Origin of the sequence: Brevundimonas sp. (genome assembly GCF_036963785.1) — a bacterium.
In the GTDB taxonomy this organism is placed as follows: Bacteria; Pseudomonadota; Alphaproteobacteria; order Caulobacterales; family Caulobacteraceae; genus Brevundimonas.
The window spans coordinates 31,982-49,509 of record NZ_JBALUS010000002.1; the positions used below are offsets into that span (position 1 = coordinate 31,982).

The window sequence follows — 17,528 nt, forward strand, 5'->3', positions numbered from 1 at the left end:
CGCCGACCACCTGAAGGGTTCTCCAGACCAGAGGACCTTTCCCATGAAGACGCGCACACTGGGTCCGAAGGGCCCCGAGGTTTCGGCCATCGGCCTGGGCTGTATGGGCATGAGCGCCTTCTATGGTCCGCCCAGCGAGGAGGCCGGCGCCATCGCCGTGATCCACCGCGCGCTGGATCTGGGCGTTACCCTGTTCGACACGGCCGAGATGTACGGCCCGCACACCAATGAAATGCTGCTGGGCAAGGCGCTGAAGGGGCGACGCGGCGACGCCTTCGTCGCGACCAAGTTCGGCATCGGCTACAACGCGGATCGCACGGCTCTGAAGGTCGACGGCTCCCCCGCCAATGTGCGCCGCGCCATTGAAGGCAGCCTGTCGCGGCTGGGGACGGACCACGTCGATCTCTATTATCTGCACCGGGTCGATCCGGACACGCCGATCGAGGAGACGGTGGGCGCGATGGGCGATCTGGTCACCGAGGGCAAGGTGCGCTTCCTCGGCCTGTCGGAGGCCGCGCCGGCGACGTTGCGGCGGGCTCATGCCACCCACCCGATCACGGCGTTGCAAACCGAGTATTCGCTTTGGAGCCGCGAACCCGAGGACGAAATCCTGGCCACCTGTCGCGAGCTCGGCATCGGCTTTGTGCCCTACAGCCCGCTGGGCCGGGGCTTCCTGTCGGGCCAGATCCGCACGCCTGAGGATCTGGCGCCCGATGATTTCCGCCGGTCCAACCCGCGCTTCCAGGGCGAGAATTTCGACCGCAACCTGAAGCTGGTCGAGGCCGTCTCGACGCTGGCGGCCGACAAGGGAGTCACGCCCGCCCAACTGGCGCTGGCCTGGGTGCTGGCGCAGGGCGACGATCTGGTGCCGATCCCCGGCACGCGCCGCATTCCGACGCTGGAAGAGAATGCCGCGGCTGTGGACATTTCCCTGTCCAGCGAAGACCTGGCGGCCATCGAGGCCGTCTTCCCGAAAGATGCTGCCCAGGGCCATCGGTATGCCGCGGCGGCGCGGGCGGCCCTGAACCGGTAGGGCGGATTACGGAGAATTCGCTGGCGGGAGCGGGTGTCGCGCGCATAGTCTTTGCATATGCAAACACTACAGACGAGCGATGACGCGGAAGCCGGGCTGAAGGCGCTGGGGTTCACCGAGCTGGAGGCGCGGCTGTACTGCACCCTGCTGCAGGCCGGGCCGTCGACCGGTTACCGGCTGGCCAAGCTGTGCGGAAAAGCGCCGCCGAATGTCTATCAGGCGTTGGGGCAGCTGACGCAGAAGGGCGTGGTGCTGGTCGAGGAGGGAGAGCCGTCGGCCTATCGCGCCGCCGCCCCGTCCGAGGTGCTGGCCGCGCTTGAAGCCGGGTTCGAGCGGGCACGGGTGAAGGCCGACGGGGCGTTGCAATCGCTGGCCCGGCCGCAGGACGACGACCGCATCTACCAGATCGGTGAAGCCGGGCAGGTGATCGAGCGGGCGCGGGCCATGCTGGCGTCGGCGCGCGAGATCGTGCTGTTCGACCTGTTTCCGGCGCCGTTGGACGCAATGCGCGAGGATCTGGCGCGGTGCGCGGCGCGGGGCGTGACGGTCGCCGGCCTGATCTATGGCGAGAGCACCGGGATCGAGGGGGTTGTCCAGCGTCGCGCGACGGCCGAGGCGCGGGTCGCGTCCGACTGGCCCGGCCAGCAGCTGACGCTGGTGGTTGATGGGCGTGAGCATCTGGTGGCCCTGATGGCCGAGGGGCTGACAGGCGTTCACCGGGCCCTGTGGAGCGACAGCGCCTATCTGTCCTGCCTGCAGCACAGCGGTCTGTCGGCCGAAATCCGCCTGACAGCCCAGGACAGGTCTTCCCCTGATCCCCTTGCAAACCTGTCGCTTTTTTCCAGCGCGCCGGCCGGTCTGGCAGCGCTGACGCGACGATCCAATCCGGAGATGAAACAATGACACGGACCCTGATGACGACGGCCGCCTGGCTTGTGCTGGCCGGACCGCTAGCTGCGCAGGACGCAGCGGTGACCGAGGTGGTCGAGCGCTACCGCGACTGGCGCGGCGGGGCGGCCTTCGAGGCTCTGGAGGCGGTGCGGCTGGAGGGCCGGATCAAGGCTTCGGGACTGGAGGGGACGCTGGTCGTGCTGGCCGAGGCCGACGGCGACCTGCGTCGCGAACAGGACCTCGGCATCGTTCGCACGGCGACGGCCCGCCACGGGGCCGACGGCTGGGTCCTGACCAACTCCGGACAGATCGAGCCGCTGAGCCCGCATGCCGCCGAGGACCTGAGGCGCGACGCCCTGTTGCGGTTCGAGGGCGTGCTGGATGATCCGTCGCGGCTCAGCCGTCGCCCGGGCATCGAGATCGACGGGCGAACCCTGGCGGTCATCGCGGTGGATTTCGGCCCGGATGCCGATGACCACGAACTGTGGATCGACGCCGAAACCGGCGAACTCCACGCCCTGCGCATGGTGCGGGACCGCCGCGAGTCGGTGGTGACCTTCGGGGACTGGCGGGTGGTCGAGGGCGTGCGCATGCCCTTCGTTGAGCAGGTGACCGGGGATGTCGGCGAGCCCGGCGAGGTCCGCTGGTCCACCATTGATATCGACCCGGTGACCACCGCCTCAGCCTGGGATCGCCCCGAGGTCGTGGTCGCTCACCGGATGGCGAACGAGGGCGCGCCGGACAGCGGCCCCATCGCCTTCGATCTCTATGCCGGAACGCGAATCTATATCCCGGCCACGGTGAACGGCACGGCGACGCAGGTGCTTCTGGACAGCGGGGCCGAGATGACAGTGCTGGACAAGACCTTTGCCGAAAGCCTCGGCCTTGCGTTCGAGGGAGAGGTCGCGGCCGTCGGCACCGGCGGCGTCGGCGAGGCGCGCTTTGCCAAGGGGGTGACGCTGGATCTGGGCGGGATCGCCTTCGTCGACCGGACGGTGGCGGTCATCGATCTGGCGGCGATCAGCCAGGCGCTGGGACGTCCCCTGCCGGTCATTCTGGGCAAGGACGCGTTCAACGGTCTGGTGGTGGATATCGACTTCCCCGCGCGCAGCCTGACCTTCCACGAGCCTGCGGGCTATGTCCCGCCAGAAGGGGCGACCGAGCTGGCGCTGGTGTCGTCGGGGGCCATTCGCGCCGTGCCGGTGTCGATCGAGGGCCGGGCGCCCGTGCTGTTCGACTTCGACACCGGCAATGGCGGAGCCCTGATCATCTATCCGGCCTATGCCGAGGCCGAGGGCCTGCTGGAGGGGCGTCCGGCGACGACGGTGATGTCGGGCGCGGTGGGCGGCGTGCGCGAGAGCGGTCTGGCCACCATCGGGTCGTTGGAGATCGGCGGCTTCGAGGTGCGCGACATTCCGACCGTCTTCCCGCCCGCGGGCCCGTCGGCGGTCGACGCCGACCGGACAGCCGGCAACATCGGCATGGGGGTGCTGGGGCGGTTCCGTCTGGTGACCGACTTTGCCAGAAACCGGCTGTGGCTGTCGGCGACGCCCGAGGCGCTGGCCGCGCCGTTTCCGAAGGACCGGCTGGGGCTGGGTATCCGGCTGGATCCGGGCGTGATCGTGGTGACGCGGGTGTCGGCCGGATCACCCGCCGAAGCGGCGGGCCTGACGCCGGACGCGCGCATCGTGGCCGTCGACGGCCGCCCTGCCGCGGAAATGGATGCCGGGGCGCTCCGCGCCATGCTGACCAGCCCCGCCGGTCGCGAGGTGGTGCTGACGCTGGAGGACGGCGCGACCGTCAGACTGGTGGCGCGCGACTTCTACTGAGCGCCGATCAGCGCCAGCCATTCGTCCTCGGTCAGGACGGTGACGCCGTGCTTTTCGGCCTCGGCCAGTTTGGAACCGGCGCCGGGGCCCGCGACCAAATAGTCGGTCTTTTTCGACACCGAGCCCGAGACCTTGGCCCCCAGCGACGAGGCGCGGGCCTTGGCCTCGTCGCGGGTGAAGCGTTCGAGCGAACCGGTGAAGACCACGGTCCTGCCGGTCACCGGGCTGTCGGCCTCGGGGCGTTCGGCATCCTCGATGGCGGTGAGTTCGGCCTCCAGCGCCTCGACCACATCGCGGTTGTGGGCCTCGTGGAAGAAGTGGGCGATCTCGCGGGCGGCGACGGGGCCGACCCCGGTGACCGAGGCGATGCCGGTCAGGGCGAGGCCGGGACCCTCGGTGCGGGCAATGTCGGCCAGTCGGCGTATGCCGGCCCAGTCGGACGCGCGATCCGCCAGCGCGCGGCGGGCGGGCGAGGCGAGACCCGGGAAGGCGAGGCTGAGCTTCTGGTCCAGCGGCGCCTCGGGCCAGGGATCGGTCTCGGCCAGATCGGCGTCGGCCAGGATCGACAGCACGCGCGCCGACACGCCGTGCCCCTCGGACAGGCGGGTCCAGGCCTCGGTCTGGATGCCGGTCGAGGCCTCGATGCCCGCTGCCTTGAAGGCGGACCAGCTGCCGAAATGGCGGGCCAGCAGAAGTGAGGTCTGGTCGCCGATGTCGGGGATGCCGAGGGCGTAGATCATCCGCTGGAGGGTGATGGTCCGGCGGGCGTCGATGCCGGCCACGAGATTGCCGACGCTGGTCTCGCCGTAGCCGTCCTCGGCCCGCAGTTCATCGAGACGCGCGGTATCGCGGGCGAGGCGGAAGATGTCGGCGGGCTCGCGGATCCAGCCGCGCTCATGAAAGGCGGTCAGCTGTTTCTCGCCCAGACCCTCGATGTCAAAGGCTCGGCGGCTGACGAAATGCTTGAGGCGTTCGACGATCTGGGAGGCGCAGATCAGGCCGCCGGTGCACCGCCGGCGGGCCTCGCCTTCCTCGCGCACGGCCTCGGAGCCACAGACGGGGCAGTGGGTCGGGAAGGCATAGGGCTGGGTGCCGTACGGGCGCAGCTCGGGCACGATGCCGACGATCTGGGGGATGACGTCGCCGGCGCGCTGGACGATGACGGTGTCGCCGAGGCGAACGTCCTTGCGGGCGATCTCGTCCTCATTGTGGAGGGTGGCGTTGGAGACGACCACGCCGCCGACGGTCACGGGGGTCAGGCGCGCGACGGGTGTCAGGGAGCCGGTGCGGCCGACCTGGATGTCGATGGCGTTGACGACGGTGCGGGCCTGTTCGGCGGCGAACTTGTGGGCGATGGCCCAGCGGGGGCTGCGGGCGATGAAGCCGAGGCGCTTTTGCCAGTCCAGCCGGTCGACCTTGTAGACCACGCCGTCAATGTCATAGCCGAGGCGGGCGCGGTCGGTTTCGAGGCTGCGATAGACCTCGATCATGCCGGCGGCGTCCTCGACCACGCGGCGGCGGTCGTTGACGGGAAAGCCCCAGTCGGCCAGCCGGTCGATGGCGTCGCTCTGGGTCTCGGCGAAGTCGTCCGAAAACTCGCCCCAGCCATAGGCAAAGAAGCGCAACGGGCGTTTGGCGGTGATGGCCGGATCCTTCTGGCGCAGCGAGCCGGCGGCGAAGTTGCGCGGGTTGGCATAGGTGCGGCGACCCTCGGCCTCCGCCTCGGCGTTGAAGGCCAGGAAGGCGTCCGTGGGCGTATAGACCTCGCCGCGCACCTCGATGAGGTCGGGCCAGCCGCTGCCGGACAGCTGGTCGGGAATGTCGGCCAGGGTGCGCAGATTGGCGGTGACGTCCTCGCCCTCGCGGCCATCGCCGCGTGTCGCGCCGACGACCAGCTTGCCCTTTTCATAGCGCAGATTGGCCGACAGGCCGTCGATCTTGGGCTCGGCGATGAAGGCCATGGGGGTGTCGGCGTCGAGGGCCAGGAAGCGCCGGACCCTGGCCACGAAGTCAGCGATGTCGCCTTCGTCAAAGGCATTGTCGAGCGACAGCATGGGCACGCCGTGGCGCACGGCCGCAAAAGTGCCGGACGGGGCGGCGCCGACCCGGGCCGAGGGGGTGTCGGCGGTGCTGAGCTCGGGGAAGCGGGTCTCGATGGCCAGCGCGCGGTGCTTGAGGGCGTCGTAATCGGCGTCGGAGACCTCGGGTGCATCCCCGTTGAAATAGAGGGCGTCGTGCCGGGCCAGTTCGGCGGACAGGCGGTCCAGTTCTTCCCGGGCCTGATCGAGGGTCAGGGTCTCGACGTCGGGGGAGGTGGGGGAGGGAGCGTCGGTCATGGTCGGGTCCGGGAATCTACAGCCCCCTGTCTAGCATCGTCGGCCCGGCTTCCCAGCGCCGATGACAGGAAGTTAATCTGACGGCGGTCGCGCCCGCGTCTAGGGTCGCGCGGAGTGTTGTCCGGAGGATTCATGCGCCGTCTGTCGAAATCCGCATCTGCCGTGCTGGCCCTGGTGGCCGCCGGGGCCCTGTCCGCCTGTGTGCCCGGTACGATGGAGACGGCTGCGGCGCCCGAGCCGGTCGTCTCGTCCCAGCTGTGGGCCGATCTGACCACCCTGGCCGCGGACGACATGGAGGGACGCGGGGCGGGAACGCCGGGCGGCGAGCGGGCGCGCAATTACATCGTCTCGCGTTTCGAGCAGATCGGCATTGCCGCGCCGCCCATGGGCCGTCTGCAGCCCTTTACCGCCGAGGGCCGGTCGCATGAGGGGCGCAAGACCTTCAATGGCGTCAATGTCCTGGGCCTGATCCCGGGCACCCGGGTGGGCAATCGCTATATCGTCGTGACCGCCCACTATGACCATGTCGGCATGTATGGCGGCGAGATCTACAACGGGGCCGACGACAATGCCTCGGGCGTGGCGACCATGCTGGCGCTGGCCGAATACCTGAAGGCGAACCCGCCGGAGCACAGCGTGCTGTTCGTCGCCTTTGACGGCGAGGAGCGCGGGCTGCTGGGCGCGAAGCATTTCGTCGAGGCGCCGCCGTTCCCGCTGGAATCGATCGCGCTGAACCTGAATTTCGATATGACGGCGCGGGCCGAGACCGACGGCTATCTGTGGGTGACCGGCACCTATCAGAACCCGACCCTGCGTCCGCTGCTGGAGGGGATCGGGCCGATCGGGTCGGTGTCGCTGGCGTTCGGCAAGGATACGCCCCAGGACACGGGCGCGGATAACTGGGTGAGCGCCTCTGACCACGGGGCCTTCCACGCGGCGGGCGTGCCCTTCCTGTATCTGGGGGTCGACTTCCATCCCGACTATCACAAGCCCAGCGATGACGCGGAGCGGATCACCCCCACGGTGTTCCGGAATGCGACCGATCTGTCGATCCAGTCGTTCCGGGCGCTCGACACCGGCATGAGCCGCTGACGCGCAGGAGAGCCAGACGATGATGTTCCGACGGATCGCCCTTGTGGCCTGTGGGGCGGCGGCGTTTGCGCTGGCCGCCTGCGACCCGCCGCTGGAGCCTGCGGACGCGCCGGCCACCAAGGGGTCGGTGAACACGGCCAACCTGCCCGAGGGGTTCTCGAACGACCTTCAGGACGATGTCTCGGGCTATTACCGGCCGACCACCGAGGTGCGTCAGGCCAGCTGGCGGCTCGACCACGTGTTCCTCGGCCAGCAGCAGGACTTTGCCGCCTGGGAAGGCGGCACGCGCGAGGGTCAGTTCGCGCCGGTGATGCTGGAGTTCGTCGATGAGTCGAGCGCCACGGTCCAGACCGAAAACGGCGAAATCCACACCGGCCGCGTGCGCGTCTTGCCGCGCTTCTACAGCGTCGAGAACGGCATGCTGCGCTTTGTCGGGGTGTCGGAGGAAATCGGAATCGTGCAGCTGGATGCGCAGCTGAACGATGAGGCCCTGGCCACGGCACGCCGCAATCTGGGCGCGGAGGGGGCTGTGATGAACGGCACGCTCAGCCTGGGCGATGCGCCACCGCAGGCGGTGGGCTTTCGCTGGTGGGCGGGGGACTGACGTCACCCCGCCCGGTCGCGGTGTCGCAGATTAGCTGACCGTCGCCTTGACGATCTTGCCGGGGGCGCGCGGCGGCTCACCCTTGGGCAGGGCGTCGACGTGTTCCATGCCCGACTCGACCACACCCCAGACGGTGTACTGGCGGTCGAGGAAGGTGGCGTCGTCGAGGCAGATGAAGAACTGGCTGTTGGCGCTGTTCGGGTCATTGGCACGGGCCATCGAGCACACGCCGCGCACGTGCGGCTCGGCCGAGAACTCGGCCTTCAGGTTCGGCTTCTTCGAGCCCGAGGTGCCGGTGCCGGTCGGATCGCCGCCCTGGGCCATGAAGCCGGGGATGACGCGGTGGAAGACCACGCCGTCGTAAAAGCCTTCGCCGGCCAGTTCGGTGATGCGGGCGACATGGCCGGGGGCCAGGTCCGGGCGCAGGCGGATAACAACGTCACCGCCGGTGTCATTGCCGGTGTCGAGCGTGAAGGTGAGGGTCTGTTCAGTCATACGGGCTCCTTTTGTCGTGGCGGGGTCATAGCGGCTGAACGCATGGGGCGCTATGTCGGGTGTCATGAGTGAAGATGAAAAGTCTCCCCCCCGTCGCAAGATGGTGCGTCTGCCGACGGCGGGTACAGCCGCGGGCCGGGGCATGGGGACCAAGATGAGAACCGCGGACGACAAGTCCATGTCCAGCCAGCAGTGGATCAAGCGGCAGCTGGCGGACAAATGGTCGGAGCGCGCGCGGGCCGAGGGCTGGCGCAGCCGGGCGGCCTTCAAACTGCTGGAGATCGACGACCGGTTCCACCTGATCAAGCCCGGGTCGCGGGTCATCGATCTGGGCGCGGCGCCGGGCGGCTGGGCCCAGGTGGCGGTCAAGCGCGGCGCCACGGCGGTGGTCGGCGTCGATCTGCTGCCGGTCGAGCCGGTGCCTGGTGCGACCATGATCCAGGCCGATTTTACGCATGCAGGGGTCGATCAGCAGATGATCGACCTGCTGGGCGGGGCGCCCGATCTGGTGCTGTCGGACATGGCCCACAACACCGTCGGACACCGCCAGACCGACCACCTGAAGATCATCGCCCTGATCGAGATCGCGGCCGACTTTGCCATCCGCACCCTGAAGCCGGGCGGGCATTTCGTGTCCAAGAACTTCCAGGGCGGCGATGCCGGCGGGGTTCTGGCCCGGCTGCGGGCCGAGTTCGAGACGGTGAAATACGTCAAGCCGGCGTCCAGCCGGAAGGACAGCGCCGAGGTGTTTCTGGTGGCGATGAACCGGCTCCGGCCCCGCTGACGTCGCCGTAAATCAGGCCGCCGCCAGATCCTTGGCCTTCTTTGCGCGGCGGGCCTCGATCCGGCTCCAGACGTGGTCGTGAACCGTGAAGAACAGGGTCTGGACCAGCGGCTCGACGATGCCGATGGCCAGCGAGATGCGGATATCGCGGGTGATGGCAAAGGCTACCGTCACAGCCACGACGAAATGCATGACGCCGTAGGTCAGGGTCTTGAGCGCGACCTGTTTGAACGAGGACGGCAGGGCGTGACTGTGGCCCGCATGACCGTGCGAGCGAGCCTGTTCGCGGGCGTCCATCAGTTCAAGACGGGCGGTGAAGGCCTCGGCCGTTTCTTCGACGCGGGTCAGGCGCTTGCGTCGCTCGATCCGGTGCCAGACGCGGTCGTGGATGGAATAGGCGATGGTCTGGAAGAAGGGCTCGACCATGCCGACCGCCAGCGCCAGCCGCCAGTCGCGGGTCAGGGCATAGGCGACGAGAATGGCCACCACGAGGTGCATCACGCCATAGCTGGCGATCTTGAGCGCCAGGCTGCGCGCCGTATTGAGGATCATCCGCACCATCGCTCCGGAAAATGGTTGGGATCAGCAACGGTTGCAACGAGATAAATTCTATCGCCGGCATAAGCGCAGCGGTGACACGATTGCCCCTTGCCGAGTCGGGGGGCTCACCGCTATACGCGGCCCGCAAAACGGAGACTCCTCATGGAGATACGCGAAGGCCTTACCTTCGATGATGTTTTGCTCGAACCCGCTGAGTCCGAGGTCATGCCCGCCGAGACGGATGTCTCGACGCGGCTGACGCGCAGCCTGACGCTGAACATCCCGCTTGTGTCCTCGGCCATGGACACCGTCACCGAAAGCCGGCTGGCCATCGCCATGGCCCAGGCGGGCGGTCTGGGCGTGCTGCATCGCAATCTGACGGTCGAGGAACAGGCCGAACAGGTGCGCGTGGTGAAGCGCTACGAGAGCGGCATGGTCATCAATCCGGTGACCATTCACCCGGACACGACGCTCGGTGAGGTGCGCGAGATCGTGGCGCGCAAGAAGATCTCGGGCTTTCCGGTCGTGGACCACGAGACGGGCCGTCTGGTCGGCATGCTGACCAACCGGGACATGCGGTTCGACACCTCGCCCGATCGCAAGGCAGCAGAACTGATGACGCGCGAGCCGCTTTACACCGTGCCCGAAGGGGCCGGGCGTGATGAGGCCATCGCGATCCTGCGCGAGCGCAAGATTGAACGGGTGATCGTGGTGGACGGCGACATGCGCGCCACCGGCCTGATCACCATGAAGGATATCGAGAAGGCCCAGGCGCACCCCCATGCGGCCAAGGACGATCAGGGGCGGCTGCTGGTCGGCGCGGCCTCGACAGTCGGTGACAATGGCTATGAGCGGTCGCTGGCGCTGGCGGAGGCCGGTGTGGACGTGATCGTCATCGACACGGCGCATGGCCATTCGGTGCAGGTGGCGCGGGCGGTGGAGCGCATCAAGCGCGAGACCAACCGGGTGCAGATCGTGGCCGGAAACGTGGCGACCTATGACGGGGCGCGCGCCCTGATCGACGCCGGGGCCGATGCGGTAAAGGTCGGGATCGGGCCGGGAAGCATCTGCACGACGCGGATCGTCGCCGGTGTGGGTGTGCCGCAACTGACGGCCATCATGGAGTCGGCGCGCGCGGCCAAGGGCACGGGCGTACCCGTGATCGCGGACGGCGGCATCAAATATTCGGGCGACCTGGCCAAGGCCATCGCGGCCGGGGCGAGCGTGGCCATGATGGGCTCGATGTTCGCCGGGACCGACGAAAGCCCCGGCGAGGTGTTCCTGTACCAGGGCCGGTCCTACAAGTCGTACCGCGGCATGGGTTCGGTGGGCGCCATGGCCCGCGGCTCGGCGGACCGCTACTTCCAGAAAGAAGTCTCGTCCGAGAAGCTGGTGCCCGAGGGCATCGAGGGTCAGACCCCGTACAAGGGGCCGATCTCGCCGGTCATTCACCAGATGGTAGGCGGACTGCGCGCCGCCATGGGCTATGTCGGGGCGGCCACCATCGACGAGTATCAAAGGCGCGCCCGGTTCGTGCGCATCACCAATGCGGGCCTGCGGGAAAGCCACGTCCATGACGTGATGATCACGCGTGAAGCGCCCAACTATCGGCAGGGCTAGGGGAGGGTTTCGGCCATGGATATGACGCCTGAGTTTATCGTCCTGGCCGCCACTCTGGTGCTGGCGCTGGTGCAGATCCTGGCCGCAGGTGCCGCGCGTACCGCCGAACTGGGCGGCAAGTGGAATGCCGGGCCGCGCGACGGCAATCCGCCGCCTCCGGGCAAGCTGGCCGGACGACTGAAGCGGGCGCAGGACAATCTGTTCGAGACCCTGCCGCTGTTCATCGCCGCTGTGCTGATGGCGGTGGTGGCCGACAAGACCGGTCCCCTGACCGCGTGGGGTGCGCACCTCTATCTGGCGGCGCGTCTCCTTTATGTGCCGCTCTACGCGTTCGGTGTGCCCTATGTGCGTAGCCTCGTGTGGATGGGTGGCCTGGCCGGACTGGTCATGATCATCGCCGCCCTGTTTGTCTGAAAGAGCTGAATGACCCCTGCTGCCCGCCTCGCCGCCGCTGCCTCCATCCTGGACTCCATCGCCCAGGGACGCCAACCGGCCGAGGTGGTGGTCAAGGCCTGGGGCCAGCAGAACCGCTATGCCGGGTCCAAGGACCGGAAGGCCATCGCCGACCGGGTCTATAAGGTGCTGCGGGCGCGCGGCCGCCTGTCGTGGATCATGGGTGGACGCGAGGACGGGCGGGCGCTGGTGATCGGATCGCTGGCGACGCTGGACGGTCTGTCGCTGGAAGAGATCGAGGCGCTGCACACGGGCGAGGGCTATGGCCCCGGGCCGCTGTCGAAGCACGAGCGCGGACGGCTGGCCATCAAGGACAGTGAACTGCCCGGCTGGGTCGAGGCGGGCCTTCCCGAATTCGTGGTCGAGGATCTGAAGTCGACGTTTGGCGAGGGCTGGGCCGCAGAAGCCCACGCCCTGATGGCGCCACGTGCGCCGATCGATCTGCGGATCAACGGGGCGGTGGCGACCGTCGAGGATGTCGAGGCCGAACTGCGCGCCGCGGGTCTGTCACCCGAGCCCATGCCGTGGTCGCCCTGGGGGCTGCGCCTGACGTCGGAGCCGCCGCCCAACATCCAGGCTCTGGAAGGCTTCAAGGCCGGGCGCTTTGAGGTTCAGGACGAGGGCAGTCAGGTGGTGACCTGGCTGGCGGATGCCCGGCCGGAGATGACGGTCGTCGACTATTGTGCGGGCGGCGGCGGCAAGACGCTGGCCCTGGCCCAGGCCATGCAGGGCAAGGGTCGGCTGGTCGCCTGTGACGTCATTCAGAAGCGGCTGGATAATATCCGTCCGCGTCTGGCGCGCGCCGGGGTCGAGGCCGAGCTGGGACTGCTGGGCCAGAACGGCGGCGGGGCCGAAGCCCTGAACGGCGAGGCCGATCTGGTGTTTGTCGATGCGCCGTGTTCGGGCTCGGGCACGCTGCGGCGGCACCCGGAAGAGGCCTGGCGGCTGAAGCCCGACGAGGTCGAACGGCTGCATGTCCTGCAGGTCCGGATCATGGGGCAGGCGGCCAAGCTGGTGAAGATGGGCGGGCGGCTGGTCTATGTGACCTGTTCACTGCTGACCCGCGAGAATGAGGCCAGCCTCGATGCCTTCGAGGCGGCCAACCCCGGATTCCGGCCGGTGCCGGTGACGCCCCCGTGGGCCGAGGGCCCTCAGGCGCGGGTGCGGCTTTCGCCCGGGTCGACGGGCACCGACGGCTTCTTCTTTGCCGCCTATGAGCGAGGGGAATGACGGCACGGCTGGAACGCTATGGTGCGGTCACTGTGCTGCCGGTCATGGCGGCACCGGCTGAATATGGCGCGCATCTGCGGGCCCGCATCCAGCCGCTGATGACGGGCATCGGTCCGGTCGAGGCGGCGGTGTCGCTGACGGCGGCGCTGGCCCGGCTGGAGGCGACCGGCGACCGGCCCGATCTGATCGTGTCGCTGGGGTCCTGTGGATCGCGGGTTCTGGATCATGGGGCGGTCTATCAGGTGTCGTCGGTCGGTTATCGCGACATGGACGCCAGCGCGCTGGGCTTTCCGAAAGGGGTGACGCCGCTGTCGGATCTGCCGGCGATCCTGCCCCTGCCGTGCCCGATCCCCGGCGTGCCGACCGCTACCCTGTCGACCGGCGCCAATGTCGTGTCGGGCGTGGGCTATGACGCCATCGACGCCGACATGGTGGACATGGAAACCTGGGCGCTGGTTCGGGCGGCGCAGACGTTTGACGTGCCGCTGGTCGCCCTGCGCGGCGTATCGGACGGCCGGGCCGAGCTGACGGCGCTGGAGGACTGGACTTCCACCCTGCATCACGTTGACGAAAATCTGGCCACTGTCTGGGACCGGTTGAAGGCTGTGCTGGAGGCACAGGGCCTCGCCACCCTTGATCGCCCGGCGCCTGACCGACTAGACCCCGCCCCACCTGCCGCCCCGGAATCGATCGCATGAGCCAGCCCGAACACCAGAAAGTCCTGATCGTCGATTTCGGCAGCCAGGTGACGCAGCTGATCGCGCGGCGCCTGCGCGAGGCCAAGGTCTATTGCGAGATCCATCCGTTCCAGAAGGCCGAGGCCGCCATGGCAGCGATGAACCCGGCGGCGATCATCCTGTCGGGCGGCCCCGAGAGCGTGCACGAAGAGGGCAGCCCGCGCGCCCCGCAGGCCATGTTCGAGGCGGGCGTTCCAGTGCTGGGCATCTGCTACGGCGAGATGACGATGTGCGAGCAACTGGGCGGCAAGGTCGAGGGCGGCCACCATCGGGAATTCGGTCGCGCCGAGATCACGGTTCAGAAGGCCTCGCCCCTGCTGGAGGGCCTGGCGGGCGTCGGCGAGGACGAGCCGGTCTGGATGAGCCACGGCGACAAGATCGTCGCCATCCCCGCGGGCTTTGACGTGATCGCCACCTCGCCCGGGTCGCCCTATGCGGTGATCGGCGACGAGGCGCGGCGCTTCTATGGCATCCAGTTCCACCCCGAGGTGATGCACACGCCGCGCGGCGACCGGATGCTGAAGAACTTCACCCACGGCATCGCCGGGCTGAAGGGCGACTGGACCATGGCCGCCTATCGCGAGGAGAAGATCGCCCAGATCCGCGCCCAGGTGGGCGACGCCAAAGTGATCTGCGGCCTGTCGGGCGGGGTCGATTCGTCGGTCGCCGCCGTCCTGATCCACGAAGCCATCGGCGACCAGCTCACCTGTGTGTTCGTCGACACCGGCCTGCTGCGCAAGGATGAGGCGAAACAGGTCACGACCCTTTTCCGGGATCACTACAACATTCCGCTGATCCACGTTGATGCGTCGAAGGAATTCCTCGGCGAACTGGCCGGACAGTCGGATCCGGAGACCAAGCGCAAGATCATCGGCCGGGTCTTCATCGAGGTGTTCGACCGCGAGGCCGGCAAGATCGACGGCGCCGAATTCCTGGCCCAGGGGACGCTGTACCCCGATGTGATCGAGAGCGTGTCCTCGTCCAGCGGCAAGGCCCATGTGATCAAGAGCCACCACAACGTCGGGGGCCTGCCCGACTATATGAAGCTGAAGCTGGTCGAGCCGCTGCGCGAACTGTTCAAGGACGAGGTGCGGGCGTTGGGGCGTGAGCTGGGCCTGACCGACGCCTTTGTCGGCAGGCACCCCTTCCCGGGGCCGGGCCTGGCCATCCGCATTCCCGGCGAGATCACGCCGGACGCCGTCGCGACCCTGCAGGAGGCCGACGCCATCTACCTCGAGGAAATCCGGAAGGCCGGCCTGTACGACGACATCTGGCAGGCCTTTGCCGTGCTGTTGCCGGTCAAGACGGTCGGCGTGATGGGCGATGCCCGCACCTATGAAAAGGTTCTGGCCCTGCGCGCCGTGACCTCGACTGACGGCATGACGGCGGACTTCTACCCGTTCCCGTGGGAAGTGCTGGGCCGGACCGCCACCCGCATCATCAACGAGGTGCGCGGCGTGAACCGCGTGGTCTACGACGTGACCTCCAAGCCCCCGGGCACCATCGAGTGGGAATAGCCCTAGCCGATGATCCCCAGCGCCCCTGCGCTGCGGTAGAGCATATAGGCGGCGACGACGAAGATCAGGGTGGCGAAGACGGTGTTCAGCGCACCCTTGTGGGTCGAGAGGGTTTTGGCGAGGCCGGCGCCGACCAGGCCTCCGACCAGGCCGCCGCCGATGAAGACGCCGGCCAGCGGCCAGTCGACCCAGCCGGACAAGGCATAGTTGGCGGCAGTCGTGAGGCCGAAGGCGGCAACGCCGACCAGCGATGAGCCGACCGCATAGAAGATCGGCATACGGGTGGCGTACATCAGGCTGGGCACGATCAGGAAGCCGCCGCCGATCCCGAAGAAGCCCGACAGGATGCCGGTCGCGGTGCCGGTAGCGACCAGTTTGGGCGCATTGCCGGGGGTCAGGGTCACATCCGGGTCGCCGTCTCCCTCGCGACCGCGCAGCATGAGGATGCCGACGACCACCATCAGTATGGCGAACAGGGCCAGCAACTTCTGGCCGTCGACGGCCTTGCCGAGGGTCGAGCCCAGCAGGGCCCCGACGACTCCGGCCACGGCGAACAGGCCGGCGATTGTCCACTTGATCGTGCCGTGGCGGGCGTGGGGGATCAGATTGAGCGCGGCATTGGCGGCGACCGCCAGCGCGCTGGTGCCGATCGCCAGATGCGGCTCCCTGACCCCGACCAGATAGACGATGAGGGGCACGGCCAGGATCGATCCGCCCCCGCCGACGAGCCCGAGCGAGAAGCCGACCAGCGACCCGGCCGCCGCGCCGAGCCCGTACTGCAGCAGGGATAGGTCCACGAGGGACTCCTTAGAGCCGGGCGCGAAGCCCGGACAGGTCGTAGCCGGCGTCGCGGGCGGCGGCGATCAGGGTGTCGGGATCAGAGGAAGGGGCCCGGGCCAGCGCCCACAGCATGGCGGTGCGGGTGCCGGTTCGGCAGAAGCCGAAGATTGGACCGGGCAGGGTGTCGAGGGCCTCGGCCATGGCCTGGATGTCCGACGGGCCTATGCCACTGCCCGTGACGGGGATGTGGCGGAAGGCCAGGCCATATTGTTCGGCGGCGGCCTTCATCTCGGCGGCGGTGGGCTGGCCGGGATCCTCGCTGTCAGGGCGGTTGGAGATGACCGAGCGGAAGCCTGCGGCGGCAATGATCTCCAGCTCGTCCGGGGTGACCTGGGGGGAAGTGCTGAGCGTGTCGTCCAGCTTGCGTCCGGTCATGATGGGCTCCTCGTGTTGGTGTGAAATGGCCGGCGCTGCGGCGGTGTGTGAGTCGAGACCCTCCCATGCCGGTCTGGCCGATGCGAGGGCCCGAACGGCAGGTGTGGACGGCGGCTCACAGCACATCCAGGGGCAGTTTGAGGTAGCGGACGCCGTTCGATTCCGGCTCGGGCGGGCGGCCGCCGTTCATGTTCACCTGAACCGAGGGCAGGATCAGGCGGGGCACGGCGAGAGTCGCATCACGCTGGGTGCGCATGACGACATATTCGTCCTCGCTGACGCCCTCGCGCACATGGATATTGCCGGTGCGCTCGGCTCCGATCGTGGTCTCCCAGGCGAACTCGGTGCGGCCGGGAGGCGCCTTGTAGTCATGGCACAGGAACACCCGCGTCTCATCCGGCAGGGTCAGCAGCCGCTGGATCGAACGGTACAGGATGCGGGCGTCGCCGCCGGGAAAGTCGCAGCGGGCGGTGCCATAGTCCGGCATGAACAGGGTGTCGCCGGGGAAGACCGCGTCGCCGATCACATAGGCCAGACAGGCGGGCGTGTGACCGGGCACATGCAGGACGGTGGCGTCCAGTTCGCCGATCCTGAAGCGGTCGCCGTCGTTGAACAGCTGGTCAAACTGGCTGCCGTCGCGACGGAATTCGGTGCCCTCGTTGAAGATTTTGCCGAACACCTCCTGGACCGTCACGATTTCATGGCCGATGGCCAGCCGCCCGCCCAGCTTGTCCTGGAGATAGGGGGCGGCCGACAGGTGATCGGCGTGGGCGTGGGTTTCCAGCAGCCATTCGACGGTCAGGTCCTTCGCCTCGATATAGGCGATCAGGGCATCGGCCGAGGCGTGGGAGGTGCGCCCCGAGGGCGGGTCGAAATCGAGCACGCTGTCGATCAGGGCCGCCCTCTTCGTCGCCGGGTCATGCACGACGTGGCTGACGGTAAAGGTGGCTTCGTCAAAGAAGGATTTGACCACAGGGCGCTTGCGCGGATCCGCCAGGGCGGCGGTGATGACAGAGGTGGCCTGGTCGCGGGCGGTGTCGGGGGCGGGGGCGTTCGCGGACATCAGAGGTCTCCGGGCTGTGGACACTCGATATAAACAGTTTCATAATTACTGCAAGTATGTAAATGTCAGGTCGTGATGACGCATTCTTC

At 68.1% G+C, this 17,528-nt stretch carries 17 protein-coding genes; 11 read left to right on the top strand and 6 right to left on the bottom strand.

Annotation, left to right across the window (positions count from 1 at the left end; genetic code table 11):
- Positions 1-43: 43 nt before the first annotated feature.
- From V7672_RS03550 to V7672_RS03560, 3 genes are read left to right on the top strand one after another with little or no spacing between them, the layout of a single operon-like run.
- On the top strand, positions 44-1,033 hold the full coding sequence (locus V7672_RS03550; RefSeq protein WP_335623322.1) for an aldo/keto reductase: 990 nt from the start codon (positions 44-46) through the stop codon (positions 1,031-1,033).
- A 57-nt stretch (positions 1,034-1,090) separates the two neighbouring features.
- Complete coding sequence (locus tag V7672_RS03555; RefSeq protein ID WP_335623323.1) at positions 1,091-1,936, top strand: TrmB family transcriptional regulator; 846 nt, start codon at positions 1,091-1,093, stop codon at positions 1,934-1,936.
- Positions 1,933-3,753, top strand: coding sequence for an aspartyl protease family protein (locus V7672_RS03560; RefSeq protein ID WP_335623324.1), 1,821 nt, complete (start codon positions 1,933-1,935; stop codon positions 3,751-3,753). The genes V7672_RS03555 and V7672_RS03560 overlap by 4 nt, the downstream gene beginning before the upstream one ends.
- Here V7672_RS03560 and ligA read toward each other — a convergent pair.
- Entirely contained in the window at positions 3,747-6,089 is a 2,343-nt protein-coding gene (gene ligA / locus V7672_RS03565; RefSeq protein ID WP_335623325.1) for an NAD-dependent DNA ligase LigA, read from the bottom strand. The two genes, V7672_RS03560 and ligA, sit on opposite strands and share 7 nt — an antisense overlap.
- A gap of 132 nt (positions 6,090-6,221) precedes the next feature.
- On the opposite strand from ligA, the gene V7672_RS03570 reads away from it, so the two are divergent.
- Together V7672_RS03570 and V7672_RS03575 are read left to right on the top strand one after the other, a co-directional pair.
- On the top strand, positions 6,222-7,181 hold the full coding sequence (locus tag V7672_RS03570; RefSeq protein WP_335623326.1) for a M28 family peptidase: 960 nt from the start codon (positions 6,222-6,224) through the stop codon (positions 7,179-7,181).
- Between the two features lie 19 nt (positions 7,182-7,200).
- Positions 7,201-7,785, top strand: coding sequence for a hypothetical protein (locus V7672_RS03575; RefSeq protein ID WP_335623327.1), 585 nt, complete (start codon positions 7,201-7,203; stop codon positions 7,783-7,785).
- 30 nt (positions 7,786-7,815) lie between these two features.
- Here V7672_RS03575 and V7672_RS03580 read toward each other — a convergent pair whose 3' ends face one another.
- A complete protein-coding gene (locus V7672_RS03580) occupies positions 7,816-8,280 on the bottom strand; it encodes a peptidylprolyl isomerase (protein WP_335623328.1) in 465 nt (154 codons plus the stop codon).
- Positions 8,281-8,344: 64 nt separating this feature from the next.
- On the opposite strand from V7672_RS03580, the gene V7672_RS03585 reads away from it, so the two are divergent.
- Positions 8,345-9,064 carry an RlmE family RNA methyltransferase gene (locus V7672_RS03585; protein ID WP_335623329.1) on the top strand — a complete coding sequence of 240 codons (720 nt, stop codon included), beginning with the start codon at positions 8,345-8,347 and terminating at the stop codon, positions 9,062-9,064.
- Between the two features lie 12 nt (positions 9,065-9,076).
- On the opposite strand, the gene V7672_RS03590 is transcribed toward V7672_RS03585, so the two are convergent.
- A complete protein-coding gene (locus V7672_RS03590; RefSeq protein ID WP_335623330.1) occupies positions 9,077-9,616 on the bottom strand; it encodes a DUF2061 domain-containing protein in 540 nt (179 codons plus the stop codon).
- A gap of 150 nt (positions 9,617-9,766) precedes the next feature.
- Here V7672_RS03590 and guaB point away from each other — a divergent pair, with 150 nt between their 5' ends.
- Genes guaB through guaA form a run of 5 tightly spaced genes read left to right on the top strand, consistent with a single transcriptional unit; the run spans position 9,767 to position 15,161 of the window.
- Positions 9,767-11,224 carry an IMP dehydrogenase gene (gene guaB, locus V7672_RS03595; RefSeq protein WP_335623331.1) on the top strand — a complete coding sequence of 486 codons (1,458 nt, stop codon included), beginning with the start codon at positions 9,767-9,769 and terminating at the stop codon, positions 11,222-11,224.
- Positions 11,225-11,239: 15 nt separating this feature from the next.
- Positions 11,240-11,638, top strand: a complete 399-nt coding sequence (locus tag V7672_RS03600) for an MAPEG family protein (protein ID WP_335623332.1) — start codon at positions 11,240-11,242, stop codon at positions 11,636-11,638.
- Positions 11,639-11,647: 9 nt separating this feature from the next.
- On the top strand, positions 11,648-12,907 hold the full coding sequence (locus tag V7672_RS03605; RefSeq protein ID WP_335623333.1) for an RsmB/NOP family class I SAM-dependent RNA methyltransferase: 1,260 nt from the start codon (positions 11,648-11,650) through the stop codon (positions 12,905-12,907).
- Positions 12,904-13,605 (top strand): 5'-methylthioadenosine/S-adenosylhomocysteine nucleosidase, encoded by a 702-nt coding sequence (locus tag V7672_RS03610; protein ID WP_335623334.1) that lies wholly within the window; start codon positions 12,904-12,906, stop codon positions 13,603-13,605. Before V7672_RS03605 ends, V7672_RS03610 begins: the two co-directional genes overlap by 4 nt.
- Positions 13,602-15,161 carry a glutamine-hydrolyzing GMP synthase gene (gene guaA / locus V7672_RS03615; protein WP_335623335.1) on the top strand — a complete coding sequence of 520 codons (1,560 nt, stop codon included), beginning with the start codon at positions 13,602-13,604 and terminating at the stop codon, positions 15,159-15,161. The genes V7672_RS03610 and guaA overlap by 4 nt, the downstream gene beginning before the upstream one ends.
- A 2-nt stretch (positions 15,162-15,163) precedes the next feature.
- Here guaA and V7672_RS03620 read toward each other — a convergent pair whose 3' ends face one another.
- The 3 genes from V7672_RS03620 to V7672_RS03630 form a co-directional block, all read right to left on the bottom strand.
- Complete coding sequence (locus tag V7672_RS03620; RefSeq protein ID WP_335623336.1) at positions 15,164-15,958, bottom strand: sulfite exporter TauE/SafE family protein; 795 nt, start codon at positions 15,956-15,958, stop codon at positions 15,164-15,166.
- Positions 15,959-15,968: 10 nt separating this feature from the next.
- Positions 15,969-16,376, bottom strand: coding sequence for a TIGR01244 family sulfur transferase (locus V7672_RS03625; protein WP_335623337.1), 408 nt, complete (start codon positions 16,374-16,376; stop codon positions 15,969-15,971).
- Positions 16,377-16,491: 115 nt separating this feature from the next.
- Positions 16,492-17,439, bottom strand: a complete 948-nt coding sequence (locus V7672_RS03630; RefSeq protein ID WP_335623338.1) for an MBL fold metallo-hydrolase — start codon at positions 17,437-17,439, stop codon at positions 16,492-16,494.
- Positions 17,440-17,528: the final 89 nt, after the last annotated feature.